Raw genomic sequence first — 25,322 nt, forward strand, 5'->3', positions numbered from 1 at the left:
TATGCTCGCAAGATGATCCTATTTCCCGATTTGCTCCAGTTGCCCCACCAGTTACGCCACCCCGAGGTGCGTGATCTGGCGTGGGTGATCCTTGCCCCGCCGATGCTCGCCGCCACCCCGTGGCCGCAGCGCCATCCGCTGGCGGGCAGCGACTGGGTCAGCGACCCCGAGCGCCTGGAACACTGGCTGCGCCAACTCGACCGCGACAGTTATGGCCTGCTGCACTGGCTGTCCCAGGCCCGCACCCGGCGCCTGGGTCTGTATTACGAGCGGTTGTGGCAATTTGCGGTAGAACACGCGCCGGGCATCGAACTGATCGCCGCGAATCTGCCGATCCGCCGCGAAGGCCACACCCTCGGCGAGCTGGACATGCTGATGCGCGACCGCGACGGCGTGCATCACCTGGAACTGGCGATCAAGCTCTACCTCGGCCCGCAGAATGGCGGCGGGCATGATCCGGCGTCGTGGCTGGGGCCGGGTTGTCATGATCGGCTGGATCGCAAACTGGCGCACCTGAGCGAACATCAGCTGCCGATCTCCGCGCGCCCGGAAAGCCGCGAAGTACTGGCGGCGCTGGATGTCGGATCGTTCAGTGCGCAACTGTGGCTTGGCGGGTACCTGTTGTATCCATGGCCCGGCCAATCCGTGCCACCCAGCGGCGCCCACCCGCAGCATTTGCGTGGCAGCTGGCTGCATCAGAAAGACTGGCCGGCGTTTGTCGCCCAGCGCCCGGACGGACGCTGGCAACCCCTGCCCCGCCACGCCTGGCTGGCGCCGGCGCACTACCCGGCGGACCAGACCTGGAGCAACGGCCACTTGCAGGCCTGGCTCGATGAACTCGAACCGCTGGCCCCGGCGCAACTGATGGTGCGCCTGACCGAAAACGCCCGGGGTGAGTGGGAAGAAGCCGAGCGGCTGTTTCTGGTGTCGGATCTTTGGCCGAATGTGCCCGGCCAATCCTGATTTCTGTGGCGCCTGATCTGGCCCCTTCGCGAGCAAGCTCGCTTCCACAGTGGAATATGTTTCAAATGTGGGAGCGAGCCTGCTCGCGAAGGGGCCGACTCGGTCTAAATGGAAAGTCTCACAGCGAGTGCCGCCAGGGTAACCAACAGAACCGGCACCGTCAGAACGATCCCGACCTTGAAGTAATACCCCCAGCCGATCCGGATGTCCTTGCGCTCCAGCACATGCAGCCAAAGCAAGGTCGCGAGACTGCCGATCGGGGTGATTTTCGGCCCCAGGTCGCTGCCGATCACGTTGGCGTAGATCATCGTTTCTTTCACCACACCGCTGGCCTGACTGGCATCGATCGACAGCAGGCCGACCAGCACCGTCGGCAGGTTGTTCATGATCGACGACAACAAGGCCGTCAGCACCCCGGTGCCCATCGCCGCGCCCCACACACCGTAACCGGCGAACACATCGAGCCACCCCGCCAGATAATCGGTGAGCCCGGCATTGCGCAGTCCGTAGACCACCAGGTACATGCCCAGCGAGAAAATCACGATCTGCCACGGCGCCTCTTTCATGACTTTGCGCGTGGAGATCTTGTGCCCGCGCGCGGCAATTGCCAGCAACAGCGCCGCGCACACCGCCGAGATCGCACTGATCGGAATCCCCAGCGGTTCCAGCGCGAAGCAACCGATCAACAGAATCAGCAGCACCGCCCAACCGGCATAGAACGTGGCCTTGTCGTGAATGGCGGTTTCCGGATGTTCAAGCTGTTCCGGGTCGTAACTCTTGGGAATGTCACGGTGGAAGAACCACAGCAACATGCCCAGCGTGGCCGCGACGCTGACGAAGTTGACCGGCACCATCACCGCCGCATAGCGGTTGAATCCGATGTGGAAGAAGTCGGCCGAGACGATGTTCACCAGGTTCGACACCACCAGCGGCAGGCTCGCGGTGTCTGCAATGAACCCCGCGCCCATGACGAACGCCAAAGTCGCCGCCGGGGAAAAACGCAGGGCCAGCAACATTGAGATCACGATTGGCGTGAGGATCAGCGCCGCGCCATCATTGGCGAACAGCGCCGACACCAGCGCGCCGAGCAGCACCATGAAGGCAAACAGCTTGCGCCCGCTGCCCCGCCCCCAACGCGCTACGTGCAAAGCAGCCCAGGCGAAAAATCCGGCCTCGTCGAGCAGCAGACTGATGATGATCAGCGCCACGAACGTGCCAGTGGCGTTCCAGATGATTTGCCACACCAGCGGGATGTCACTCAGGTGCACCACACCGAAAATCAGCGCGACGATGGCGCCGAACGTTGCACTCCAGCCGACCCCGAGGCCTTTGGGTTGCCAGATCACCAGGGTAATGGTCAGCAGGAAAATCAGTGACGCAGCGAGCATTCGCGACAGCCTTCAATAAAAGAGAAAAATTGAGCCACACCACAAAACCTGTGGGAGCGAGCTTGCTCGCGAAGAGGCCATCAGCCATACATCATGGGTGACTGATAGTCCGTCTTCGCGAGCAAGCTCGCTCCCACAGGGTATCGATTTTTGTCAGTAAAACCGCTGGTTCACTTCTTGTGCTGCGCCACCCACTCACCAAAGGCATTGATGAAACTTTGCAGGAACGGCTTCACCGACTCATTCAGTTTGCCCGACTCATCGAACGCCGTGCCCGCGCCGCCCAGGTAGGCTTCCGGCTGCTGCATGCAAGGCACGTTGAGGAAAACAAAGGACTGACGCAGATGCTGGTTGGCGCCGAAACCACCGATGGCACCCGGCGAAACGCTGATCACCGCGCCCGGTTTGCCGCTCCAGACACTCTTGCCATACGGTCGCGAACCGACGTCGATCGCGTTCTTCAGAGGCGCCGGCACCGAGCGGTTGTACTCCGGGGTGACAAACAGCAGAGCGTCGGATGAACCCACTTTTTGCCGGAAAGTGCTGTAGGCTGCCGGCGGTGAATCGCCGTCGATGTCTTCGTTGTAGAGTGGCAGATCGCCAATTTCGACAATGTTCAGCTTGAGATTGGCCGGTGCCAGTTCCGCCAGCGCCAGGGCGACCTTGCGGTTGATGGACGCCTTGCGCAGGCTGCCGACCACTACTGCGACGTTATAGACATTGCTCATTGGAAGACTCTCGACTGTCCGTGGGAGGAGCCAGTAGTTATAGATGATCCGGCGACGATTCCACCAGACGCTGAAGGTAATTTCCCGCGTCTGGAATATTTTTTTCCTGTAGGAAAACTTACCAAGCTCGATGACGGTCTACCAAGCCGCAAATCAAGCGTTTTATCTCCAGAGGTTCTAAGCAGATGGCAGCAGTACTCGTCGGTCAGTTCCATGCAAGAGATGCGGAAGGCCGCGTTTATTCCGTGCATGAGTTCCAGGAATCCAATCCGTCGGCAGACGGTTTCACCGGCACGGAGCCCGTTACCACCTACAAACTGGCGATTGGCGACCGCATCAATAAAATCGACGAAAACGAGTTTCTGCTGGTTCAGTCGGGCATTACCCTGATCCGCGAGCCCGAGCCGAGCGTTGCTTCATAACTGATCGTTATGAGCAGAAGTCATGCGCGCCGAGTTGGGGTAGGATTCAGCCACTGACCCCAACGGCCGGACATGGATTTCACGCATGCGTTTACGTCATATCGAGGTGATTCAGGCGCTTTTGCAGACCGGTCACGTCGGCACCGCTGCCGAATGGCTGCAACTACAGGCATCCGAGGTCGAAGATCGTTTGCGCGAAGCCGAGAGTCAGCTCGGTTTCATGCTGTTCGCCAGCGTACGCGGCCGGCTTCAAGCCACCCCGGAGGCCCGGGCGCTGCAAGTCGAAATCGGCCACATCTATGAAGCGCTGGAGCCGGTGCAACGGCTGGCCAGCAGCCTCAAGCAATACCTCGCTCCTCCCCTGCGGATCATCGGCACCCCGCCGCTGGCCCAGCAACTTTTGCCGCAAAGTCTCGCCGCCCTGCGCCGACGCCTGCCCGACGTTCCCTGCACCCTGCTCAGCGAACCGACCCGCGACATCGTCCGCCACCTGTTGCTGCGCGACAGCGATCTGGGGCTGAGCCTGCACGATCCACAACACCCCGACATTCACTGCCAGCCGCTGGCCCAGGGCAAATTGCAGTTGCTCGCGCCCCACGGCTGGCTGCAGCCGAAGCAGAAGTACATTTCCCTGCAGGATCTGGCCGGCCAGGCCATGGTCGGACTCGAAGGCCAGGACCCGCTGAGCCCGGCCCTGGAAAACAAACTGCATGCCCTGCGCCCCGCGCCGACTATCCAGACCCGGGTGCAGACCCATCAGATGATGCGCAGCATGGTCGAGGCAGGCGAAGGCCTGGCGATCGTCGACCCGTTCACCGCCCTTGGCGCACGGGCGGGCGGTCTCGATGTCTGCCCTCTGTCGCCGGCGGTACCGATCAGCCTCTATGCCCTGACCTTCAGACACGCCACGCCGTCAGCGGCGATTCAGACGCTGCTCGGGATCGTCACGGAACAAGCCGAGGCGATGCTGGCGAACTGATCGGATGCTCCAGCGGGTTATCGAACAATCGATACCAGAACAACGCCACTTCGGCGGTGTTCGGATCGATGCCGCGATAACGCAGGTGGTCGATGCCGCCAATCACGTAGCCGCAACGCTCATACAGGCGACAAGCGCCGAGATTGTTGTTCTGGGTTTCCAGCATGATCCCCGGCAGCTTTTTCTTGCGACTCCAGAACTGCGCCACGTCGAGCAAAGCCCTGGCCACACCATGGCGCCGCGCCGGGGCGTGTACCGCCAGTTCATCGATATGGGCGAAGCCGTTCCAGTTAGTGCTGATCACCAGATGACCGACCGGTTCGTCCTCCAGATACGCCATGAAAATCGCGCTGTCGGCAGCATCGCGAAAACTGCTGAACTCCTCCGGATCGATACCGTAGCACTTGCGATACGGCACGATGGGCGTCACAACCCACTGCGCCACGGGTTTGCCGATGTCGGCCGCGCCGTAGGCGGCCACCTCGAAACTGAAATCGCTGCCCCAGATATACGCGGCAAAACCGTCATCGGCGACCCGCACCGACAACCCTGGGTATTTCGGATTCATGACCGGTTGCATACTCGGAAAAGCCCTCATTCCTTGACGCAATCGACGGTGTATTGCCGCCCATTGCCCTCATCTTCATGTTGCAAACCGTGCACATCGACCACGAACCCCGGAAACGTTGCGTCGAACGTGCGGGCAAACCTGAGGTATTCGATGATCGAGCGCGTGGATTCGGTAAAGCGTTCGCCAGGCATGATCAACGGAATGCCCGGCGGGTACGGCACCAGCATCACCGCCGCCACCCGGCCTTCCAGCTCATCGATCGGCACCGCTTCGACCTCGCCGCGCACCAGTTGGTCGTAGGCATGGGCCGGTTTCATGGCGATTTCCGGCAGTACGGTGTACATGCGCTTGAGGTGTTTGGCGGTGGCGTTGCTGCGATAGCAGACGTGGAGCTGATCGCACAGATCGCGCAGGCCCATGCCGCGATAACGCACAGGATCTTCCTGGGCGACACACTTCAGGCAGGTGTCGAGGCTGACGTTGGCGTCGTAGCTGCGCTTGAACTCCAGCAGTTCGGTCAGCAGCGTGCTCCACTTGCCCTTGGTGATGCCCATGGAAAACAGCACCAGAAATGAATACAGACCGGTTTTCTCCACCACCAGTCCGCGCTCCCAGAGGAAGCGGCTGACGACAGCCGCCGGAATGCCCTTGTCGCTTAAAGCGCCGCCGGCGGTCAGGCCCGGCATGACCAGGGTGACCTTGATCGGGTCGAGCAATACGTAGTCGTCACTGACCTCGCCGAAACCGTGCCAGTCCGCATCCGGTTGCAGCAGCCAGTCCTCGGTCTGCACCCGGTCGATACCCTCGACACCCGGCGGCTGCCAGATCGAGAACCACCAATCGTCAGCGGCGATGTGCTGGCGCAGATTGGCCAGTGCCCGGCGAAAGCTCAGGGCTTCGTCGAAGGTCTCCTGTAGCAGCGAGCGTCCAGCCGGCCCTTCCATCATCGCCGACGCCACGTCCAGCGAGGCGATGATGCTGTACTGCGGCGACGTCGAGATGTGCATCATGAACGCTTCGTTGAACCGGTCGCGATCTAACTGCCGCGCGCCGCCGTCCTGCACATGAATCATCGAAGCCTGGCTGAACGCCGCGAGCAGTTTGTGGGTGGAATGGGTGGTGAACACCAGCGGACTGTCCTCGCTGCGCGAGGTGGCCATGCCGTAACGGCCGGCAAAGAATTCGTGAAACGCCGCGTAGGCGTACCAGGCCTCGTCGAAATGCAGGACTTCGACGCTGTTGCCCAGACTCTGCTTGATCAGTTCGGCGTTGTAGCAGAGGCCGTCGTAGGTCGAGTTGGTGATCACCGCCAGTTTGACTTTCGGCTCGCGGCCCTTGGTCAGCGGACTGGCATCGATCTTGGCCTGGATCGATTCGCGGCTGAATTCACTCAACGGGATCGGACCAATGATCCCCAGCTCATTGCGCTCCGGACACAGGTAGAGCGGAATCGCGCCGGTCATGATGATCGCGTGCAACACCGACTTGTGGCAGTTGCGGTCCACCAACACCAGATCATCGCGGCCGACCATCGAATGCCAAACGATCTTGTTGGCGGTCGAGGTGCCATTGATCACGAAAAAGGTATGATCAGCGCCGAAATTGCGCGCAGCTCGCGCTTCCGCCTCGGCCAGTGGCCCGGTGTGGTCAAGCAACGAACCCAGCTCCGGCACCGACACCGACAGATCCGAACGCAGGGTGTTTTCACCGAAAAACTGGTGAAACGCCTGCCCCACCGGACTCTTGTGATAAGCCACCCCGCCGCCATGACCGGGGGTGTGCCAGGAATAGTTGGAATCGGCCGTGTGCTGCACCAGCGCCTTGAAGAATGGCGGCAACAGGCCGTCCAGGTATTTGCGCGCCGCCCGCGCCACTTGCCGGGCGAGAAACGGCACGGTGTCTTCGAACAGGTAGAGAATGCCGCGCAGCTGGTTAAGCTCGGCCATCGCATCGGCCGGGGCGTTTTCCAGGGTGACTTGTTCGCCGAGGGCAAAGATCGGCAGATCCGGCGCCCGCACCCGGGCCAGACCGATCAGTTCGGCCATGTTCTGCAACAGGTGGGAGTTGGTGCTGGCGTCTTCGGCGGCGATCAGCATGCACGCCAGACCATGATGGGTCGACGCCACCAGCCGGCCTTCGGTGTAGTCCGTGGCCGAAACGATACTGAAACCTTCCAGCTCCAGCTCTCGGGCGATTCCGCGGATGCGGTCACCGGCAACCGTGTCGGCCTTGATGTCGCGGTGAACGATCAATACCGGGAACTTCAGATCTTTGTACATGAGGCTCAGTGTCCTGAGGCGGCGGAGAATGATCTGCCAATGTCCTCAGGGTAGAGGGTCGGAGCGGATGTGGCGAGGGTGGCCAGTTGTCAGTACTTCCAAAAACAAAGGATCGTCCGGACACGGCTTGGGTGTCCGGACGATCCTTGTTTGTATTACGCCTGGGCTTCGGCTTCCAGCAGCTGAGTCCACAGCGCCGGGGCGCCGGCCGACTTGGCGATGATTTCCAGACGCACCTGGTGTTCGGCCAGCTCGGATTCGGTAGCACGAATGATCCGCCCCGGTTGACGATCCGCCGGCAGACGGCGGATTTCGGTAGCCGAGTTGTCCGCGCCCTCGCCCGTACCGTTGCCGTCCGAGGCATTGCCGGCCAGCGACAGGCTGGTCTGGCCACCAGTCATGGTCAGGTAGACGTCGGCGAGAATCTCCGAGTCGAGCAACGCGCCGTGCAGCTCACGACCGGAGTTGTCGACGCCGTAGCGTTTGCACAAGGCATCGAGGCTGTTGCGCTGACCCGGGTGACGTTCACGGGCCATCATCAGGGTGTCGAGGATCGTGCAGTGCTGCGTGATGTCCGCGCGATCCTGCTGGCCCATCAGGGCGAATTCGTTGTTGATAAAGCCAACGTCGAACGCCGCGTTATGGATGATCAGTTGCGCGCCGTTGATGAACTCGAAGAACTCGTCGGCCACTTCGGCGAAACGCGGCTTGCCGACCAGGAATTCGTTGGTGATACCGTGAACGCCGATCGCGCCCTCGTCACTTTCGCGATCCGGCTGCAGATAAACGTGAAAGTGCCGGCCCGTCAGGCGCCGACCGATCAACTCGACACAACCGATTTCGATAATCCGGTGGCCGTCGGTCACCGGCATGCCGGTGGTTTCGGTATCGAGTACAACGGATCTGGTGGCCATCAGTGTTCAGCTCTCAACGGGGTCAATCGTACAAAAGCGGCGATGTTAACACGCTCATCACAGACGTCGTCCTTTTGACTTTCAGGATGCTCAGCAGGCAATCATCAAATTTGAACCGTCGGAGGCTTTGGCTTCGGAGGATTGTTGTCCAGCCAAGCCTTCAATGATTGCAAGGTCGTAAAAGTCAAAGCCTTCACTACATCGTCATCTGGATGCTCCATAAGCAGCTCAAAGCGTCCATTATTATCACCAGCAAGCTCTTTCAACCACTGTATGTAGGAGCTAAACGCCGAATACTTTAGCCCTAACTTTGCGCTGAGCAAGTCATGAATAAATTCTACATCTTTGATTCGGCCTTGCTTATCCGGTGCCGACGCAGCCAGCCCACTCTCTTTCCAGATTTCGGCATTACATACCTCATCACAGTACTTATTGAGCAAAACGTCTGGATCATCTTCAGCGGTAGACCAGGCAATGAGATGGCATCCAACATGTTGCTTCATCCGAAACGAATCCGCTGATAGCGCCTTGCAGAGCTCCAGTCGCAATGGCTTATCAGCTTCATTGGCGATCTGAGGCTCTTGATACTTGAATTCTACAATCAGAAACTTGGTGCTTGCCGTTACAAACAAATCCGCCCCAAGTTCACGATCCTGGCCATCAAGAGGTGAAGACATGAAACGCTTATTTCTAGTGCGGGCGAGTTTTTCTGCACGCTTTCTGAAAATATCGATGACTGAATCTTCGTGTTTCCGTTCCAGAAACAAGTCAACATCCATGATCTATTCACTCCAAGAAAAAATAAAATTCAGAAAATTTTAATTGTTTTAACTGCTACGTAAAAGCCGTCCGAAAATCAAAACGCTCAAATGCAAACCCCGAAGGTCCCCATGGACATTCAAAATCGAGATCACAAAAAAACATGTTATCAGCGTCCTGAAAAGCCCCCGTACGTACGCGCGACTGTTTATCCGCCAGCAAAGGTTCTCCTAGCCATGTCATCTTTGCCAACGCCCCAGCCACATAGTCGGGCAAGCGCACAAACGGATCATACCAAACACCTTTTTGCGTACTTTGTCTGGACTGAGCAACCGTTCTGACTTTAAACCCCGCTTTATCTATTCCACGAGCGGCAATGTCATGCCGGACCATGTGATTCACTAAATCTCCATATAGCCCATCAAGCCAATCCGTCATTTTGTCTCTGTCGGGATAAAGATCTATTCGCTGAGCGCCAGTATCCCGAGCCAATAGCAATACAATAAAAGTAAACAGACTGCACAGCACCATCATGTCCATGTAAAGACGGGTATTGAAAGCTTTGGCTTGCGCGGCAACGCCCAGCGACTCGAAATTTTTCAACAACGCTTCAGTCGCATTTCCCTTGCGAAAAAAACGAACCATTTGGTCAATCTGGGCTTTTACATCTGAAGCACTGGCGTTGCGATGCTTATCGACGACAAATCCGAAATGGAAAAAACTTTCACTTCGTAGAAAGCTCAACATTTCTTCTGTGACATTCCGAGTCTTTTTAAGATCTCTAGGGAGTTTCTGAGTTATCTCATCCATGATTGTGAGTTCGGCTTTATTGAGCGGAATCACAGTAAACGCATAGGTCTGATTCGGCAGGCTCTTGTCAAAACAAAAATCTGCCGATATTGCCCACTCCTTGATATGGGCATGACGAGCAATGAACGTGTCGAATGTCTTCGACTTGCAACCGAACCATTCAATCAGATCATCAACCAGCGACTTGGTCATATCTCACGTCCCTGCGAAAATTACTCGTTTACGGAAATTGAACTCGAACCGTCATGTCTCAAAATGTCCTGTGCACCGAATATCTCAGTCCTGCTTGTAACCGCGAACCTCATCCACCCCACGATTGGCCAACTGGTCGGCCCGTTCGTTGCCGTGGTGGCCAATGTGGCCGCGAACCCACTTCCAGGTGACCTTGTGGCGGTTGACCTGCTCGTCGAGTTCCTTCCACAGGTCGGCGTTTTTTACCGGTTCCTTGGCGGCGGTTTTCCAGCCGCGCTTCTTCCAGTTGGCCATCCACTCGTTGATGCCTTTCATCACGTATTGCGAGTCGGTCACCAGCAGCACTTCGCACGGACGCTTGAGGGCTTCCAGGCCGCGAATCGCGCCGAGCAGCTCCATGCGGTTGTTGGTGGTGTTGGCTTCGCCGCCCCACAGTTCCTTTTCCACGCCCTTGCACACCAGCAAGGCGCCCCAGCCGCCCGGGCCGGGGTTGCCCTTGCAGGCGCCGTCAGTGAACAGTTCTACGCTATCGACGCTTTCGCTCATGCCAGTCTATCCAGAAAAATGCTTGGCCTTGCCGATCACGGATCGACAATGGCCGAGGCCGGGATTGACCCGGCCACAAATAAAAGAAGGTTTACGGTTCGATGCGCCGGCGGTTGACCTTGGCCATCGGCAGCGGAATCAGCTTGCCCATCGGCTCGCGGCGTTCCTGCCGCACCGGGCGCAGGCCGACCACGATCTTGCGCGCGACCAGTAAATAGAAGCCGCCGCCCGACAGTTGCCAGTCGCCGGCCTTGCGTTCCCAGCCGGCCAGACGGGCCTGCCACTTGGGTGACGCGAGCGGCGGACGATAGCACCCGAAGCGGCGTTTCTCCAGCGCGAAGCCCAGCAGGTTGAGCCAGTCGGCCACCCGTGACGGCGAGATGCAGCGGGCCTGACGCAAGGCGTCATGGGCGAACACATGTCGCAGGCCCCACGTGCTCCAGGGATTGATGCCGACAATGAGCAGATGCCCGCCGGGGCGCACGCTGCTGGCCGCCTCACGCAAAAGACCGTGGGGCGACAGGCAAAAATCCAGACCGTGCTGCAACACCACCACGTCGGCGGCGTGCTCGCTCAACGGCCAGGCTTGCTCTTCGCAGACGATCTCCACCCCCGGCAACGGCGCGCCGAGCCGCACGTTGCGCTGTACCTGCGGCGCCGACGGCGGCGTTTCGGCGGACGGCCCGTAATGCACCAGATAGCCGCCGAAGAACCGGCCCAGCTCGTCTTCGAGCATGCGGCGTTCTTCGTCCAGCAGAAATTGCCCGAGGGGGCCGGACAGCCATTCACGGGCCGCCCCGATCAGGGCCAGCCAGTCAGGATCGGCCTGAGCGAACGCTTTATCGATCATTGCATTCTCCAACACGCCAGGAACCTCTAAGATGCGCCAATGTTACCCGCTTGGCGAATCCGAAGATGATACAGATCAGTGCCCTGCCCGCCTTCACCGACAACTACATCTGGTTGTTACAGGATCATGCCACGCAGCGCTGCGCGGTGGTCGATCCGGGCGACGCCGCGCCCGTGCAGGCGTGGCTCGACGCGCATCCGGGCTGGGTGCTCGGCGACATCCTCATCACTCACCATCACCACGACCATGTCGGCGGCGTCGAAGCGCTGAAAAAGGCCACCGGCGCCACAGTCTACGGACCGGCCAGCGAGAGCATCCCGGCGCGGGACGTGGCCCTCAAGGATAACGACACGGTGCGCGTGCTCGGCTGGGACTTCGACGTCTATGCCGTGCCCGGCCACACCCTGGGACACATCGCCTACTACCATCACGGCCTGCTGTTCTGTGGCGACACCCTGTTCGCTGCCGGCTGCGGCCGACTATTCGAAGGGACGCCGCAACAAATGCACGCTTCGTTGAGCCGTCTGGCCGCACTGCCCGAAGACACGCTGGTCTACTGCACTCACGAATACACCCTGAGCAATCTGAAATTCGCTGCCGCCGTGGAGCCGGGCAACCCGGACATCGCCGCCCGTCTGGAAAAAGTTGCCCGGCAACGGGAGCACGGCGTCATGACGCTGCCCTCGACCCTCGCCCTGGAAAAACTCACCAATCCGTTTTTGCGTACCGCTGAAACATTAGTTACACAAAAAGTGGACGAACGGAACGGGCCTCAAAACCGGGCGCCGAGTGAGGTTTTTGCGGCTCTGCGGGCATGGAAAGATACGTTCTAAGTGGCTTACTGCCTGGTACAAAAATTCTGAATGGTTGACCGCAGGGGGTCCGCTTTCTAGAATCGCCCGACATTTTTGCCCGGAACTTACTTCCAGCCAATGTCGTCATCCATACGTAAGTCCGTCAATTCAGATGCGTTGACCCGCCTGGCACAAGCCATCGCGGTGGCTGTGTCCGCCACGCTGGCGGGCTGCTCCAGCCATGCTCCGCAGACTGAGGCGACACATACGCCGAACATTGCTGCGCGAGCCAAGCAGAAGCCCATCTGGTTATCGGAAAAGCCTAGCCCGCAAGTGCCCCAGGACATCTGGGAACGCATGCGCAGCGGTTTCCAGTTGCAGGAAGGTCTGGGCGTGAACCCGCGCATCGAGCAACAGCGCCTGTGGTTTGCGAGCAATCCGTCCTTTCTCGAGAACGCCGGCGAACGTGGCAGCCTCTACATTCATTACATCGTCGAGCGCCTCGAAGAACGCAACATGCCACTGGAGCTGGCGCTGCTGCCGGTCATCGAAAGCGCTTACAACCCGATGGCCTACTCCCGTGCCGACGCTTCGGGCCTGTGGCAGTTCATTCCGTCCACCGGGCGCTACTTCAACCTGCGCCAGACCCGTTTCTACGATGGCCGTCGCGACATTACTGCTTCGACCACCGCAGCGATGGACTACCTGACCCGCCTGCACGACATGTTCAACGGTGACTGGCTGTTGGCCCTGGCCGCGTACAACGCCGGGGAAGGCACGGTCAGCCGCGCCATCGAGCGTAACGAAAAACTCGGCCTGCCGACCGATTACTGGAACCTGCCGCTGCCCGCGGAAACCCAGGCTTATGTGCCGAAACTGCTGGCGCTCTCGCAAGTGGTACTGACGCCGGAAGCCTATGGCGTAAACCTCAACCCGATCGCCAACGAACCGTATTTCCAGGTCGTCGAAATCAACCAGCGCATGGACCTGTCCAAAGTCGCGGCGGTGGCCAACATCGACGAAGACGAACTGTTCCAGCTCAACCCGGCGTTCAAGCAGCGCACCACCATCGACGGCCCGCAGCACCTGCTGGTGCCGACCTCGAAGGCGCAACTGCTGACCGCCAGCCTGCAGACCATGCGTCCTGAAGAGCTGATCAGCCCGCGTTCGCTGAAACCGGTGTTCGAAGGCGCCGACCCGAGCGAGATCGCACAGGCCAAGCGTGCCTATCGGGTCAAGCGGGGCGACAACCTCGGTTCTATCGCCAAGGCCAACAAGGTCGAGGTCAAGGACCTGCAACGCTGGAACAAGCTGACCGGCAAGAACCTCAAGGTCGGCCAGACTCTGGTCATGCGCGACAACACCCAGCGCACGCCAACCCGCAAGAATGGCGGGCGCATCAATACGGTCGTTGCTGCCAACAGCAAGACCAGCAGCAAGGCCAAAGACAAGGACGACACCAAGCAGCAGACCCAGTACAAGGTCAAACGCGGCGACACCCTGTACGTGGTGGCCAAGCGTTTCAATGTCGAGATGCAGCACCTCAAGCGCTGGAATCCGGGCGCCGGCAAGGCGCTCAAGCCTGGGCAGATGCTCACGGTCTATCAGCCGCACTGACAAGGAGCCCCTGAATTTCAGGGGCTTTTTTTTTCGCCTGTCACTTTTCGCCTTCGGTGCAGACAACGCCCACAATTAACGGTGCATTAAGTCCCTGTCTTTTTCCTGTCCATACAAGCTGTTACTGTACGGCCCACAAAGCCCAAGCCGCCTGGATCGGATCTGACTTGAAGCGTCCCCTCCTCCTGCTCCTGATCAGCCTGGCCTTGAGCTCCCCCGTCAGCGCGACGATCACCGAAAGCCACGGTTATGCGCAGTTCGGCACGCTCAAGTACCCGGCCAGATTTACCCACTTCGACTGGGTCAACCCGCAAGCGCCCAAGGGTGGTACCTTGCGGGTGATGGCGTTTGGCACCTTCGATACGCTCAACCCCTATACCTTCAAGGGCACCAGCCCGGTTACGACGCCTAATTTCCTGCAGTACGGCATCAATGAGCTGAACGAGCCGCTGATGGTCGGCACCGGCCAGTATTCGCCGTCCGGGGACGAACCGGCGTCCAGTTACGGCCTGATCGCCCAATCGGTGGAGTACAGCGAAGATCGCAGCTGGGTGGTGTTCAATCTGCGCCCGCAAGCGCGCTTCCACGACGGTACGCCGATCACCGCATACGACGTGGCGTTCTCCTATCGCCTGCTGCTCAAGGAAGGTCATCCGCTGTACCGCACCGCCCTTCAGGAAGTGCTCCGCGTCGATATTCTCAACCCGCAGCGCATCCGGTTTGTGCTCAAGCGCAGCGGCAATCCGTTGCTGATCCTGCGTCTGGGCGAATTGCCGGTGCTGCCCCAGCATTACTGGAAAGGCCGCGACTTCAAGGCCACCACCTTCGAGCCGCCGCTGGGCAGCGGGCCGTACCGCATCACCTCGGTCACGCCGGGCCGGCAGCTGATTTTCGAGCGGGTCAAGGACTACTGGGGCAAGGACCTGCCGGTCAATCGCGGCAAGTACAACGTCGACCGTATGGAAGTCGAGTTCTACCGCGACAGCGATGTGGCGTTCGAAGCGTTCAAGGCCGGCGAGTTCGACATCTATATCGAGCATCAGGCCAAGAACTGGGCCAACGGTTACAACTTCCCGGCGATCCGTCGCGGCGACGTGATCAAGGCGCAGATCCCGCACCAGATCCCGACCCAGAGTCAGGGTCTGTTCATGAACACCCGGCGCCCGGCCTTTGCCGATATCAAGGTGCGCGAAGCGTTGGGCCTGATGTTCGACTTCGAGTGGACCAATCGCGCGCTGTTCAGCGACGCTTACAAACGCACCACCAGCTACTACCCCAACAGCGAATTCAGCGCCGTCGGCCTGCCGGTCGGTCATGAATGGCTGATGCTCAAGCCGTACAAGGATCAACTGCCGGCGCGCCTCTTCACCGAACCGTTCACGCTGCCGCAGACCGATGGGCGCGGCATTCCCCGGGAAACCATGCGCAAAGCCCTGGCGCTGCTGGCCGAGGCCGGCTGGAAGCTCAACGGCCAGCGCCTGCAGAACGCCGCCGGCCAGCCATTGCGTTTCGAGCTGCTGCTGGTCAATCCGAACCTGGAGCGGATCCTCCAGCCGTACATCGAGAACCTCAACAGCATCGGCATCGACGCGCGCCTGCGCACGGTGGATCGCGCCCAGTACAAACAGCGTCTGGACCAGTTCGATTTCGACATGATCCTGATGACCCTCAACCAGACCCTCAGCCCGGGGCTTGAACAGTGGCAGTACTTCCACTCCAGCCAGGTCGGGGTCAAGGGCAGCAAAAATTACGCGGGCATCGCCAACCCGGTGGTCGACCACCTGCTCGAGCAACTGCTCGCCGCCCGCACGCGCGATGAACAGGTCGCCGCCGGCAAGGCGCTGGACCGCGTGCTGCTCTGGCAGCACTACAGCATTCCCAACTGGTACCTCAATTATCACCGTCTGGCGTACCGCAACCGGTTCGCCTTCGTCACCACGCCGCCCTACACCCTGGGCCTGAGCGCGTGGTGGCTGAAATCTTCGGAGAAAGATCGATGAAGCCTATCCGCGCCCTGCTCGTGCAGGCCAGCGGTCTGCTGTTCGCCGGGCTGGCCTTTGCCGCCCCGCAACACGCCGTGACCCTGTACAACGAACCGCCGAAATACCCCGCCGACTTCAAGCATTTCGACTACGTGAACCCCGACGCGCCCAAGGGCGGAATCTTCCGCCAGGCCGGCTTCGGCGGTTTCGACAGCCTCAACCCGTTCATCAGCAAAGGCGTGCCGGCGGACGATATCGGCCTGATCTACGACACCCTGGCCAAACAGGGCCTGGACGAGCCGTTCACCGAATACGGCCTGATCGCCGCCAAGATCGAAAAGGCCCCGGACAACAGCTGGGTACGCTTCTACCTGCGTCCCGAAGCGAAGTTTCACGACGGCCACCCAGTACGTGCCGACGATGTGGTGTTCAGCTTCCAGACGCTGACCAAGGAAGGCGCACCGATGTATCGCGGCTACTACGCCGATGTTGAAGAGGTGATCGCCGAAGATCCGCTCAAGGTGCTGTTCAAGTTCAAGCACACCAACAACCGCGAATTACCGCTGATCCTCGGCCAGTTGCCGGTGCTGCCGAAACACTGGTGGGCCGAGCGTGATTTCAACAAGGGTAATCTGGAAATCCCGCTGGGCAGCGGCCCGTACAAGGTCACCGAAGTGAAGGCCGGACGCTCGGTGCGTTATGAGCGGGTCAAGGATTACTGGGGCAAGGACCTGCCGGCCAACCGTGGCTTCTACAACTTCGACGTGATGACCACCGACTATTACCGCGACAACACCGTCGCGCTGGAAGCGTTGAAAGCCGGGCAGTTCGACTATTGGCTGGAAATGGCCGCGAAAAACTGGGCCAACGCCTACAACGTACCGGCAGTGACCGAAGGGCGGCTGATCAAGGAACAGATTGCCAACAGCAACCCGACCGGCATGCAGGGTTTTGTCTTCAACCTGCGCCGCCCGGTGTTTCAGGACGTGCGGGTACGCCAGGCTCTCGGCCTGCTGTTCGACTTCGAATGGACCAACAAGCAACTGTTCAACGGTGCTTATGCCCGCACCCGCAGTTACTTCGAAAACTCGGAAATGGCCGCCACCGGCCTGCCTGATGCAGAACAGGTGACGATCCTCGATCCGTTTCGCAGCAAGCTGCCGGCGCAAGTGTTCAGCGAAGCCTTCGAGAATCCGAAAACCGACGCCAGCGGCATGATCCGCACGCAACAGCGCGAGGCGTATCAGTTGCTGCAAGAGGCTGGCTGGAAGATCGTCGACGACAAAATGGTCGACGCGACCGGCAAACCGGTGGTCATCGAATTCCTGCTGGCGCAGACCGAATTCGAACGCGTGTTGTTGCCATTCAAGCGCAACCTCGCTGACCTTGGCATCGATCTGGTGATCCGTCGCGTCGACGTCTCGCAATACGTCAACCGCGTACGTTCGCGGGACTTCGACATGATCGTCGGCAGCTTCCCGCAGTCCAACTCACCCGGCAACGAACAACGGGAATTCTGGATGAGCGCCGCCGCCGACAAGGCCAGCAGCCGCAACTCCATGGGCCTGAAAGATCCTATTGTCGATCACTTGGTGGAAAACCTGATCAACGCCGATTCGCGCAAAAGCCTGGTGGCCCACGCCCGCGCCCTCGACCGTGTGCTGCAATGGGGTTACTACGTGATCCCGAACTGGCACATCAAGACCTGGCGCGTGGCGTACTGGAACCACATCGGCCACCCGAAAGTCTCTCCCAAGTACGACATCGGCATTAACACCTGGTGGATCAAACCCGATGCGAAACCGGCAGTAGAAGTCGAAACCCAACTGCAAGCCGACCCTGCGGGCACGGAGTAATCAGATGCTGGCGTACATTTTTCGGCGACTGCTGCTGATCATCCCGACCCTGTTCGGCATTCTGCTGATCAACTTTGTGATCATCCAGGCCGCGCCCGGCGGGCCGGTGGAACAGATGATCGCCAAGCTCGAAGGCTTCGAAGGCGCCACCAGCCGCATCGCCGGTGGCGGTGCCGAAGTGTCGGTGGCCGGTTCGTCCTATCGCGGCGCGCAGGGCCTGGACCCGGCGCTGATCAAGGAAATCGAGAAGATGTACGGGTTCGACAAGTCGGCCCCGGAACGTCTGTGGATCATGGTCAAGAACTACGCCCGGCTGGATTTCGGCGACAGCTTCTTCCGCGACGCCAAGGTCATCGACCTGATCAAGGAAAAGATGCCGGTGTCGATCTCCCTCGGGCTGTGGAGCACGCTGATCATGTACCTGGTGTCGATCCCGCTGGGGATCGCCAAGGCCACGCGGCACGGCAGTCATTTCGACGTCTGGACCAGTTCGGCGATCATCGTCGGTTATGCGATTCCGGCGTTCCTGTTTGCGATTCTGCTGATCGTGGTGTTTGCCGGCGGCAGTTATCTGGACTGGTTCCCGTTGCGCGGGCTGACCTCGAACAACTTCGATGAGCTGAGCCTGGGTGGCAAGATACTCGATTACTTCTGGCACCTGGCGCTGCCGGTGACGGCGCTGGTGATCGGCAACTTCGCGACCATGACCCTGCTGACCAAAAACAGCTTCCTCGACGAGATCAACAAGCAGTACGTGGTCACCGCCAAGGCCAAGGGTCTGACCCGCAATCGCGTGCTCTACGGCCATGTGTTTCGCAATGCGATGCTGCTGGTGATCGCGGGGTTCCCGTCGGCGTTCATCGGCATCTTTTTCACCGGTTCGTTGCTGGTGGAAGTGATCTTCTCCCTCGACGGCCTCGGCCTGATGAGCTTCGAAGCGGCGATCAACCGCGATTACCCGGTGGTGTTCGGCACCCTGTTCATCTTCACCCTGCTGGGGCTGGTGGTGAAACTGATCGGCGACCTCACCTACACCCTCGTCGATCCGCGCATCGACTTTGCCAGCCGGGAGCATTGAGATGAACCTGTCCCCTCTCAACCGCCGGCGCTTCGAGCTGTTCAAGGCTAACAAGCGAGGCTGGTGGTCGCTGTGGCTGTTCCTGATCCTGTTCGGCCTGAGCCTGGGCGCTGAACTGATCGCCAACGACAAGCCGCTGGTGGTGCACTACGACAACAACTGGTACTTCCCGGCGATCAAGCGCTACCCGGAAACCACTTTCGGCGGCGAATTCCCGCTGGAAGCCAACTACAAGAGCCCGTACATCCGCGAACTGCTCAAGGCCAAGGACGCGTGGGTGCTGTGGGCGCCGATTCCGTTCAGCTACCAGAGCATCAACTACGACCTGAAAGTCCCGGCCCCCGCCCCGCCGTCGGCGGACAACCTGCTGGGCACCGACGATCAGGGCCGCGATGTGCTGGCGCGGGTCATCTACGGCTTCCGAGTGTCGGTGCTGTTCGCCCTGACCCTGACCCTGCTCAGCTCGATCATCGGCGTGATCGCCGGTGCCTTGCAGGGCTTCTACGGCGGCTGGGTCGATCTGGCCGGCCAGCGTTTTCTGGAGATCTGGTCGGGCTTGCCGGTGTTGTACCTGCTGATTATTCTCGCCAGTTTCGTCCAGCCGAACTTCTGGTGGCTGCTGGGGATCATGCTGCTGTTCTCGTGGATGAGCCTGGTGGATGTGGTGCGCGCCGAGTTCCTGCGCGGGCGCAACCTGGAATACGTGCGTGCAGCCAGAGCGCTGGGCATGCAGAACGGCGCGATCATGTTCCGCCACATTCTGCCCAACGCCATGGTTTCGACCATGACCTTCATGCCGTTCATTCTGACCGGCGCCATCGGCACCCTCACCGCCCTGGACTTCCTCGGTTTCGGCTTGCCGGCCGGCAGTCCGTCGCTGGGTGAACTGGTGGCCCAGGGCAAATCCAACCTGCAAGCGCCGTGGCTGGGCATGAGTGCGTTTGCGGTGCTGGCACTGATGTTGAGTCTGCTGGTGTTCATCGGCGAGTCCGCTCGCGATGCCTTCGACCCGAGGAAGTGACATGAATCAGGACAATCTGATCGAAATCCGCGACCTGGCCGTCGAATTCGGCATCGGTGATCGCGTGCAACGGGTGGTCGAAGGCGTGAGTTTCGACATCAAGCGCGGCGAAACCCTGGCGCTGGTGGGCGAAAGCGGCTCGGGCAAGTCGGTGACGGCGCATTCGATCCTGCGCCTGCTGCCCTACCCGCTGGCGCGACATCCGGCCGGCAGCATCAACTATTCCGGGCAGAACCTGCTGGAGCTGAGCGAAAAAACCATTCGTCACATTCGTGGCAACCGGATCGCAATGATCTTTCAGGAGCCGATGACCTCGCTCAACCCGCTGCACTCGATCGAGAAGCAGATCAACGAAGTGCTGGGCATCCACAAGGGCCTGACCGGCAAAGTCGCGACCAAGCGCACGCTGGAGCTGCTGGAAATGGTCGGCATCCCCGAGCCGCACAAGCGCCTCAAGGCCCTGCCCCACGAATTGTCCGGCGGCCAGCGCCAGCGCGTGATGATCGCCATGGCCCTGGCCAACGAGCCGGAACTGTTGATCGCCGACGAACCGACTACCGCACTGGACGTGACCGTTCAGCTGAAAATCCTCGACCTGCTCAAGGAATTGCAGGCCCGATTGGGCATGGCGCTGTTACTGATCAGTCACGATTTGAACCTCGTGCGAAGAATTGCGCATCGTGTATGTGTCATGCAGCGCGGTTGCATCGTCGAACAGGCATCGTGCGAAGAGCTGTTCCGTTCGCCGCAGCATCCGTACACTCGGGAACTGCTTGGCGCAGAGCCCAGCGGAGGCCCGGCGAGCAATAAAGTCGGGGCGCCGCTGCTTGAAGTCGAGGATCTGAAAGTCTGGTTCCCGATCAAGAAAGGCCTGCTCAAGCGCACGGTGGATCACGTCAAGGCAGTGGACGGCATCAATTTCAGCCTGCCTCAGGGTCAGACCCTGGGGATTGTGGGGGAAAGCGGTTCCGGCAAATCCACCCTGGGTCTGGCGATCCTGCGGTTGATCGGCAGCCAAGGTGCGATCCGTTTTGAAGGCAAGCAGCTAGACTGCCTGACGCAAAGCGAGGTCCGGCCGTTGCGTCGGGAGATGCAGGTGGTGTTTCAGGATCCGTTTGGCAGCCTGAGCCCGCGGATGTGCGTGAATGACATCGTTGGCGAAGGCCTGCGGATCCACAAGATGGGCACCGCCGCCGAGCAGGAAGCGGCAATTATTGCGGCATTGAAGGAGGTAGGTCTGGATCCGGAAACCCGGCACCGCTACCCCCACGAATTTTCCGGTGGGCAACGGCAGCGAATTGCCATAGCCCGGGCTTTGGTGCTCAAACCGGCGCTGATCCTGCTGGACGAGCCGACTTCGGCCCTCGACCGGACGGTGCAGCGGCAAGTGGTGGAGCTGTTGCGTTCACTGCAAGCCAAGTACAACCTGACGTATTTGTTCATCAGCCATGACCTGGCTGTTGTGAAAGCGCTGAGCCACCAACTGATGGTGGTCAAGCATGGCCAAGTGGTCGAACAGGGAGACGCGCAAAGTATCTTTGCCGCCCCCCAACATCCGTATACACAGCAGTTGCTGGAGGCCGCTTTCCTGGCACCAGCCACTGCGCAATAACCTGAAAGAGGAGCAACACATGGGTTTTCTCGCCGGTAAGCGCGTACTGATCGTCGGTGTCGCCAGCAAGCTGTCCATCGCATCCGGCATCGCTGCCGCCATGCATCGCGAGGGCGCTGAGCTTGCCTTCACTTATCAGAACGAAAAACTGAAAGGTCGCGTTGAAGAGTTCGCACAGGGCTGGGGTTCGAGCCCTGAGCTGTGCTTCCCGTGCGACGTGGCCAGCGATGCAGAAATCGCCAAGGTCTTCGAAGAGCTGAGCAAGAAGTGGGACGGCCTGGACTGCATCGTGCACTCCGTCGGCTTCGCTCCGGGCGACCAACTGGACGGCGACTTCACCGAAGTCACCACCCGTGAAGGCTACCGCATCTCCCACGACATCAGCGCCTACAGCTTCGTCGCCCTGGCCAAGGCCGGTCGCGAAATGATGAAGGGCCGCAACGGCAGCCTGCTGACCCTGTCGTACCTGGGCGCCGAGCGCACCATGCCGAACTACAACGTCATGGGCATGGCCAAAGCCTCGCTGGAAGCCGGCGTACGTTACCTGGCTGGCTCCCTGGGCCCGGAAGGCACTCGCGTCAACTGCGTATCGGCCGGCCCGATCCGCACCCTGGCCGCTTCCGGCATCAAGAGCTTCCGCAAGATGCTGGCCGCCAACGAAGCGCAAACCCCGCTTCGTCGCAATGTCACCATCGACGAAGTCGGCAACGTCGGCGCCTTCCTGTGCTCGGACCTGGCGTCCGGCATCAGCGGTGAAATCACTTACGTGGACGGCGGCTTCAACACCACCGCCATGGGCAACATCGAAGAGTAATCTTCGCGCTGCCTATAAAAAGCCCGCCTATTGGCGGGCTTTTTCATGCCTGCGATTCCAGGCAACGGACGAACAACTGTTGAATCGGTTGAGAGCGCTGGCTGTAGCGCTGCAAAACCACCATTTCCCGATAGAACGTCAGCTCTCCCAGTGCGATCACCCTCACCTTCAACGGATGCTCCAGCCACAGCCCGGCCCTGGGCAGCAATGAAACCCCGAGCCCGCACTCGACCATCTTCACGATCGCTTCCAGCTCATCCAGCTCCAGCGCTACGTGGACGTCGATTCGCTGTTCACGCAGAAACCGCGTCACCAGTCGTCCCCCAAACGAATTGCGGTCGTAGCGCACATGGGGATGCTCGGCGAGCAATTGCAGCGGATCATCGCCCTCAACCGTTGTCGGCACGATCAACACGAACGGCTCGCGACGAATCACCTGCGCCGACAGCTCCTTGGGCAATTCGAACGGCGGCTTGATCATGATCGCCAGATCGACTTCTCCGGCATCCACCTGGCTCAACAGGTTCAGCGACACACCCGGCACCAGTTTCGGCTCCACGCCGGGTGCCTGTTGCCGCAAGCGCAATAACGCCTGAGGCAACAGCCCGGTTTGCGCGGTCGCCACGGCGCCGATTCTCAGCTCGCCGCGAAACTCGCTGACATCTTCGCTGATCGCCATGCGGCTGAAAGTGGCGAGCATTTCCTGCGCCATCGGCACCGCGCGCTGCCCGGCCGGATTAAGGATCGCCTGTCGCCCGGTGCGATCGAACAGGCGCACGCCCAAAGCCTGCTCCAGGTTGCGAATCTGCGCGCTGACCGCCGATTGCGTCAGGCCGATATGCAGACCGGCGGCGGCAAACGTGCCATGCCGCGCAACTGCCAGAAAGGTTTTCAGTTCACGCAGCATGGGCGCCTCGACTGATCGAAATAATTTGAGCTCGGCGCAAAAACTATCGTCTTTCAATCGAAAAGCACAGCGCTAGACTCAACTCACCTCAACCCTTGATAGAGACCGCGCCTATGTCACTTAGCCCCTTCCATCTGGCCATTCCGGTGTACGACCTCGCCGCTGCCCGGCATTTCTACCGTGAGGTGTTCGGACTCGAAGAGGGTCGCTCCAGCGATCACTGGGTCGACTTCAATTTCTTCGGGCATCAACTGGTGATTCACCTGGCGCCGAAGAACGCCTCGCAGGAAGCGGCGCACACCAACGCCGTGGACGGGCATGACGTGCCGGTGCCGCATTTCGGTGTGGTGCTGGGGATGGAGGAATGGCATGCGTTGGCCGAGCGTTTGAAGTCACTGGGCACGCGGTTTGTGATCGAACCGGGAATCCGGTTTCAGGGACTGGTGGGCGAACAGGCGACGATGTTCCTGTTTGACCCTTGCGGCAATGCGCTGGAGTTCAAGGCGTTCAAGGATATCGGGCAGTTGTTTGCCAAATAGCAGCGCCTGTACATAAGCCTTCGCGAGCAAGCTCGCTCCCACCCTTTGAAATACGACTCCTGTGGGAGCGAGCTTGCTCGCGATGAGGCCAGGACTAACAACGCTTCAAAGCCTGCTTGTGCTCATACATCGCCGCATCCGCATCCGCCAGCAGCTTGTCTACCGTTTCATGCCGTCGCGGGTCGTATTCGATCTGACCGACACTGAACCGAATCGCGTAACCCCGGTGCAACGTAGCATTGCGCTCTTCGAGGATTTCCTTGAGCCGCGCCATGATTCTGGTGGTTTCAACGTGACTTGAGCCGGTCAGCAGCGCCACGAACTCGTCGCCGCCCAGGCGTCCGACCACATCGCTCTCGCGAAAGGCGATGCGCAGCACATCGGCAAAATTCTTCAGCGCGCTGTCGCCCTCGGCATGCCCATAAAGGTCGTTGATCTGCTTGAAGTCATTGAGGTCGAAAAACAGCAGCGTCGCCGGTTTTTCCAGGCGTGCGCAGGCATCCAGCGCGTGCTGGGCCAGCATCTTGAAGCCGCGACGGTTGGACAGCAGCGTCAGCTCGTCCATGCTCGCCATCTGCACGGCCATCAGCTCCTGCTCGGCCATGCCCGCGAGATCACGCAGCAAGGCACGCTCTTCGTCGTCGAGTTCGCGAGGTTTGGTGTCGATGAGGCACAGCGTGCCCATCTTGTTGCCGTTGGGCACGGTCAGCGGATAACCGGCGTAGAACTGGATGTTCGGCTCCCCGGTAACCAACGGGTTGTCGTGAAAACGCTCGTCCTCTCGGGCGTCAGGTACCAGCAGGAGCTCGTCCCTGAGAATCGCATGGCCACAGAATGAAACCGAGCGTGGCGTTTCGGTCGTGTCCAGCCCCACGCAGGACTTGAACCATTGCCGCTCCTTATCCACCAGCGTGACCAGTGCGATCGGCACGTTGAACAGACGCTTGGCCAGTCGCGTCAGCCGGTCGAAACGCTCTTCCGGTGCGGTGTCGAGCAGCTTCAGGTCCTGCAGCGCTTGAATGCGGACAGCTTCATTGGCGGGTTTGCCGGGTACCAGCATCACACACTCCTTTGTCGTCGATGCACTTGAGCGTAGACCGATTCAGCGATGACTCAACCTCTCACCCGCCGACCACCGGACATGGCCCACCCGCATCGGCCCACAGTTTGAACTGGGTCACGAAGATATCGTGCGGCACCGGAACCGGCGCGCGCCCTGCTCCGGGATTCCAGCCCCAGAGCACCAGTTTGTCCTCGTTGACGTGTTTGATCAGCGCGGCGAAATCCCGGTCGCCGTTGCTGGCGCGGTCCTTGATCATCGCGCACAAACGATCCGGCGGCAGGCCGATCCAGGCCATCTTGTGGGCGGCTGGCGGCAGGCTCCAGTGCGGCGCGCCCGGTGGCGCGTGAGGGCCGTAACTGGCCGGCGGATTGCTTTCGGCGTGGCAGGTGGCGCATGGCAGGCCGGCCGCGCCCTTGCCGTCCATGCCGCGGACCACGCTCATGGCGTGGGGAATGCCGGCGTCGAACTGCAAGGGTGAATCGCCGGGAATGTGACAGTTCTGGCAGCGCGGGCTCTGGAAGACTTTCTGCACCGTGCCAAAAGCCTTCAGGGCTTCCTGATCGTCAGCGAACAGATCCGACGCATAACCGCCCAACCCAAGCAGAATCACCGTGCCCAACAACAGATGTCGTTTCATC

24 protein-coding genes are annotated in these 25,322 nt (G+C 60.2%); 12 read left to right on the plus strand and 12 right to left on the minus strand.

Annotated features, from left to right (window positions below; genetic code table 11):
* Window positions 1–12 precede the first annotated feature (12 nt).
* Window positions 13–963, plus strand: coding sequence for a DUF1853 family protein (locus tag N8H71_RS12465; RefSeq protein ID WP_262194202.1), 951 nt, complete (start codon window positions 13–15; stop codon window positions 961–963).
* A gap of 104 nt (window positions 964–1,067) precedes the next feature.
* Here the strand turns inward: N8H71_RS12465 and N8H71_RS12470 are convergent, their stop codons facing one another.
* Together N8H71_RS12470 and N8H71_RS12475 are read right to left on the minus strand one after the other, a co-directional pair.
* Window positions 1,068–2,351 (minus strand): arsenic transporter, encoded by a 1,284-nt coding sequence (locus tag N8H71_RS12470; RefSeq protein WP_262194203.1) that lies wholly within the window; start codon window positions 2,349–2,351, stop codon window positions 1,068–1,070.
* A gap of 170 nt (window positions 2,352–2,521) precedes the next feature.
* Window positions 2,522–3,079 carry an NADPH-dependent FMN reductase gene (locus N8H71_RS12475; protein WP_262194204.1) on the minus strand — a complete coding sequence of 186 codons (558 nt, stop codon included), beginning with the start codon at window positions 3,077–3,079 and terminating at the stop codon, window positions 2,522–2,524.
* Window positions 3,080–3,264: 185 nt separating this feature from the next.
* On the opposite strand from N8H71_RS12475, the gene N8H71_RS12480 reads away from it, so the two are divergent.
* Window positions 3,265–3,501, plus strand: coding sequence for a hypothetical protein (locus tag N8H71_RS12480; protein ID WP_262194206.1), 237 nt, complete (start codon window positions 3,265–3,267; stop codon window positions 3,499–3,501).
* Between the two features lie 85 nt (window positions 3,502–3,586).
* Window positions 3,587–4,480, plus strand: coding sequence for a LysR family transcriptional regulator (locus N8H71_RS12485; protein ID WP_262194207.1), 894 nt, complete (start codon window positions 3,587–3,589; stop codon window positions 4,478–4,480).
* On the opposite strand, the gene N8H71_RS12490 is transcribed toward N8H71_RS12485, so the two are convergent.
* The 7 genes from N8H71_RS12490 to N8H71_RS12520 form a co-directional block, all read right to left on the minus strand.
* Window positions 4,446–5,060 (minus strand): GNAT family N-acetyltransferase, encoded by a 615-nt coding sequence (locus N8H71_RS12490; RefSeq protein ID WP_262194208.1) that lies wholly within the window; start codon window positions 5,058–5,060, stop codon window positions 4,446–4,448. The genes N8H71_RS12485 and N8H71_RS12490 overlap by 35 nt on opposite strands.
* A 14-nt stretch (window positions 5,061–5,074) precedes the next feature.
* Window positions 5,075–7,330 carry an Orn/Lys/Arg decarboxylase N-terminal domain-containing protein gene (locus N8H71_RS12495; RefSeq protein WP_262194209.1) on the minus strand — a complete coding sequence of 752 codons (2,256 nt, stop codon included), beginning with the start codon at window positions 7,328–7,330 and terminating at the stop codon, window positions 5,075–5,077.
* 155 nt (window positions 7,331–7,485) lie between these two features.
* Window positions 7,486–8,244 (minus strand): DNA polymerase III subunit epsilon, encoded by a 759-nt coding sequence (dnaQ, locus tag N8H71_RS12500; RefSeq protein WP_262194210.1) that lies wholly within the window; start codon window positions 8,242–8,244, stop codon window positions 7,486–7,488.
* A gap of 104 nt (window positions 8,245–8,348) precedes the next feature.
* Window positions 8,349–9,023 (minus strand): hypothetical protein, encoded by a 675-nt coding sequence (locus tag N8H71_RS12505; protein WP_262194211.1) that lies wholly within the window; start codon window positions 9,021–9,023, stop codon window positions 8,349–8,351.
* 55 nt (window positions 9,024–9,078) lie between these two features.
* Complete coding sequence (locus N8H71_RS12510) at window positions 9,079–10,005, minus strand: hypothetical protein (RefSeq protein ID WP_262194212.1); 927 nt, start codon at window positions 10,003–10,005, stop codon at window positions 9,079–9,081.
* Window positions 10,006–10,089: 84 nt separating this feature from the next.
* Window positions 10,090–10,551 (minus strand): ribonuclease HI, encoded by a 462-nt coding sequence (rnhA, locus tag N8H71_RS12515; RefSeq protein WP_039770807.1) that lies wholly within the window; start codon window positions 10,549–10,551, stop codon window positions 10,090–10,092.
* A 91-nt stretch (window positions 10,552–10,642) separates the two neighbouring features.
* Window positions 10,643–11,401 (minus strand): methyltransferase domain-containing protein, encoded by a 759-nt coding sequence (locus tag N8H71_RS12520; RefSeq protein WP_007956935.1) that lies wholly within the window; start codon window positions 11,399–11,401, stop codon window positions 10,643–10,645.
* Between the two features lie 65 nt (window positions 11,402–11,466).
* Between N8H71_RS12520 and gloB the strand changes: the two genes are divergently transcribed.
* From gloB to fabI, 8 genes are all read left to right on the plus strand, one after another.
* Window positions 11,467–12,234, plus strand: coding sequence for a hydroxyacylglutathione hydrolase (gene gloB, locus N8H71_RS12525; RefSeq protein WP_262194213.1), 768 nt, complete (start codon window positions 11,467–11,469; stop codon window positions 12,232–12,234).
* A 99-nt stretch (window positions 12,235–12,333) separates the two neighbouring features.
* Entirely contained in the window at window positions 12,334–13,812 is a 1,479-nt protein-coding gene (locus N8H71_RS12530; protein ID WP_262194214.1) for a LysM peptidoglycan-binding domain-containing protein, read from the plus strand.
* A 167-nt stretch (window positions 13,813–13,979) separates the two neighbouring features.
* Window positions 13,980–15,812, plus strand: a complete 1,833-nt coding sequence (locus N8H71_RS12535; protein WP_262194215.1) for an extracellular solute-binding protein — start codon at window positions 13,980–13,982, stop codon at window positions 15,810–15,812.
* Window positions 15,809–17,650, plus strand: coding sequence for an extracellular solute-binding protein (locus tag N8H71_RS12540; protein WP_262194216.1), 1,842 nt, complete (start codon window positions 15,809–15,811; stop codon window positions 17,648–17,650). Before N8H71_RS12535 ends, N8H71_RS12540 begins: the two co-directional genes overlap by 4 nt.
* 4 nt (window positions 17,651–17,654) lie before the next feature.
* Entirely contained in the window at window positions 17,655–18,728 is a 1,074-nt protein-coding gene (locus tag N8H71_RS12545; RefSeq protein WP_085686478.1) for a microcin C ABC transporter permease YejB, read from the plus strand.
* A gap of 1 nt (window position 18,729) precedes the next feature.
* A complete protein-coding gene (locus N8H71_RS12550) occupies window positions 18,730–19,749 on the plus strand; it encodes an ABC transporter permease (RefSeq protein WP_262194217.1) in 1,020 nt (339 codons plus the stop codon).
* Between the two features lies 1 nt (window position 19,750).
* Window positions 19,751–21,361, plus strand: a complete 1,611-nt coding sequence (locus N8H71_RS12555) for an ABC transporter ATP-binding protein (protein ID WP_262194218.1) — start codon at window positions 19,751–19,753, stop codon at window positions 21,359–21,361.
* A gap of 19 nt (window positions 21,362–21,380) precedes the next feature.
* Window positions 21,381–22,175 carry an enoyl-ACP reductase FabI gene (gene fabI / locus N8H71_RS12560; RefSeq protein ID WP_262194219.1) on the plus strand — a complete coding sequence of 265 codons (795 nt, stop codon included), beginning with the start codon at window positions 21,381–21,383 and terminating at the stop codon, window positions 22,173–22,175.
* Between the two features lie 43 nt (window positions 22,176–22,218).
* Here fabI and N8H71_RS12565 read toward each other — a convergent pair whose 3' ends face one another.
* Window positions 22,219–23,082, minus strand: a complete 864-nt coding sequence (locus tag N8H71_RS12565; protein ID WP_262194220.1) for a LysR family transcriptional regulator — start codon at window positions 23,080–23,082, stop codon at window positions 22,219–22,221.
* Window positions 23,083–23,195: 113 nt separating this feature from the next.
* Between N8H71_RS12565 and N8H71_RS12570 the strand changes: the two genes are divergently transcribed.
* Window positions 23,196–23,621: a VOC family protein gene (locus tag N8H71_RS12570; protein ID WP_064595490.1), complete on the plus strand. Its 426-nt coding sequence runs from the start codon at window positions 23,196–23,198 to the stop codon at window positions 23,619–23,621.
* Window positions 23,622–23,715: 94 nt separating this feature from the next.
* On the opposite strand, the gene N8H71_RS12575 is transcribed toward N8H71_RS12570, so the two are convergent.
* Window positions 23,716–24,681 carry a sensor domain-containing diguanylate cyclase gene (locus tag N8H71_RS12575; RefSeq protein ID WP_262194221.1) on the minus strand — a complete coding sequence of 322 codons (966 nt, stop codon included), beginning with the start codon at window positions 24,679–24,681 and terminating at the stop codon, window positions 23,716–23,718.
* A 61-nt stretch (window positions 24,682–24,742) separates the two neighbouring features.
* Complete coding sequence (locus tag N8H71_RS12580) at window positions 24,743–25,321, minus strand: hypothetical protein (protein WP_262194222.1); 579 nt, start codon at window positions 25,319–25,321, stop codon at window positions 24,743–24,745.
* Between the last annotated feature and the right edge of the window lies 1 nt (window position 25,322).

This window comes from Pseudomonas koreensis (assembly GCF_025447595.1).
Taxonomy (GTDB): Bacteria; Pseudomonadota; Gammaproteobacteria; order Pseudomonadales; family Pseudomonadaceae; genus Aquipseudomonas; species Aquipseudomonas koreensis_H.

What these genes read in the sequence shown, in the direction of transcription:
- N8H71_RS12465 (WP_262194202.1), top strand. Translation starts at nt 13, where the DNA reads ATGATCCTATTTCCCGATTTGCTCCAGTTGCCCCACCAGTTACGCCAC.
- N8H71_RS12470 (WP_262194203.1), bottom strand. Translation starts at nt 2,351, where the DNA reads ATGCTCGCTGCGTCACTGATTTTCCTGCTGACCATTACCCTGGTGATC.
- N8H71_RS12475 (WP_262194204.1), bottom strand. Translation starts at nt 3,079, where the DNA reads ATGAGCAATGTCTATAACGTCGCAGTAGTGGTCGGCAGCCTGCGCAAG.
- N8H71_RS12480 (WP_262194206.1), top strand. Translation starts at nt 3,265, where the DNA reads ATGGCAGCAGTACTCGTCGGTCAGTTCCATGCAAGAGATGCGGAAGGC.
- N8H71_RS12485 (WP_262194207.1), top strand. Translation starts at nt 3,587, where the DNA reads ATGCGTTTACGTCATATCGAGGTGATTCAGGCGCTTTTGCAGACCGGT.
- N8H71_RS12490 (WP_262194208.1), bottom strand. Translation starts at nt 5,060, where the DNA reads ATGCAACCGGTCATGAATCCGAAATACCCAGGGTTGTCGGTGCGGGTC.
- N8H71_RS12495 (WP_262194209.1), bottom strand. Translation starts at nt 7,330, where the DNA reads ATGTACAAAGATCTGAAGTTCCCGGTATTGATCGTTCACCGCGACATC.
- dnaQ (WP_262194210.1), bottom strand. Translation starts at nt 8,244, where the DNA reads ATGGCCACCAGATCCGTTGTACTCGATACCGAAACCACCGGCATGCCG.
- N8H71_RS12505 (WP_262194211.1), bottom strand. Translation starts at nt 9,023, where the DNA reads ATGGATGTTGACTTGTTTCTGGAACGGAAACACGAAGATTCAGTCATC.
- N8H71_RS12510 (WP_262194212.1), bottom strand. Translation starts at nt 10,005, where the DNA reads ATGACCAAGTCGCTGGTTGATGATCTGATTGAATGGTTCGGTTGCAAG.
- rnhA (WP_039770807.1), bottom strand. Translation starts at nt 10,551, where the DNA reads ATGAGCGAAAGCGTCGATAGCGTAGAACTGTTCACTGACGGCGCCTGC.
- N8H71_RS12520 (WP_007956935.1), bottom strand. Translation starts at nt 11,401, where the DNA reads ATGATCGATAAAGCGTTCGCTCAGGCCGATCCTGACTGGCTGGCCCTG.
- gloB (WP_262194213.1), top strand. Translation starts at nt 11,467, where the DNA reads ATGATACAGATCAGTGCCCTGCCCGCCTTCACCGACAACTACATCTGG.
- N8H71_RS12530 (WP_262194214.1), top strand. Translation starts at nt 12,334, where the DNA reads ATGTCGTCATCCATACGTAAGTCCGTCAATTCAGATGCGTTGACCCGC.
- N8H71_RS12540 (WP_262194216.1), top strand. Translation starts at nt 15,809, where the DNA reads ATGAAGCCTATCCGCGCCCTGCTCGTGCAGGCCAGCGGTCTGCTGTTC.
- N8H71_RS12545 (WP_085686478.1), top strand. Translation starts at nt 17,655, where the DNA reads ATGCTGGCGTACATTTTTCGGCGACTGCTGCTGATCATCCCGACCCTG.
- N8H71_RS12550 (WP_262194217.1), top strand. Translation starts at nt 18,730, where the DNA reads ATGAACCTGTCCCCTCTCAACCGCCGGCGCTTCGAGCTGTTCAAGGCT.
- N8H71_RS12555 (WP_262194218.1), top strand. Translation starts at nt 19,751, where the DNA reads ATGAATCAGGACAATCTGATCGAAATCCGCGACCTGGCCGTCGAATTC.
- fabI (WP_262194219.1), top strand. Translation starts at nt 21,381, where the DNA reads ATGGGTTTTCTCGCCGGTAAGCGCGTACTGATCGTCGGTGTCGCCAGC.
- N8H71_RS12565 (WP_262194220.1), bottom strand. Translation starts at nt 23,082, where the DNA reads ATGCTGCGTGAACTGAAAACCTTTCTGGCAGTTGCGCGGCATGGCACG.
- N8H71_RS12570 (WP_064595490.1), top strand. Translation starts at nt 23,196, where the DNA reads ATGTCACTTAGCCCCTTCCATCTGGCCATTCCGGTGTACGACCTCGCC.
- N8H71_RS12575 (WP_262194221.1), bottom strand. Translation starts at nt 24,681, where the DNA reads ATGCTGGTACCCGGCAAACCCGCCAATGAAGCTGTCCGCATTCAAGCG.
- N8H71_RS12580 (WP_262194222.1), bottom strand. Translation starts at nt 25,321, where the DNA reads ATGAAACGACATCTGTTGTTGGGCACGGTGATTCTGCTTGGGTTGGGC.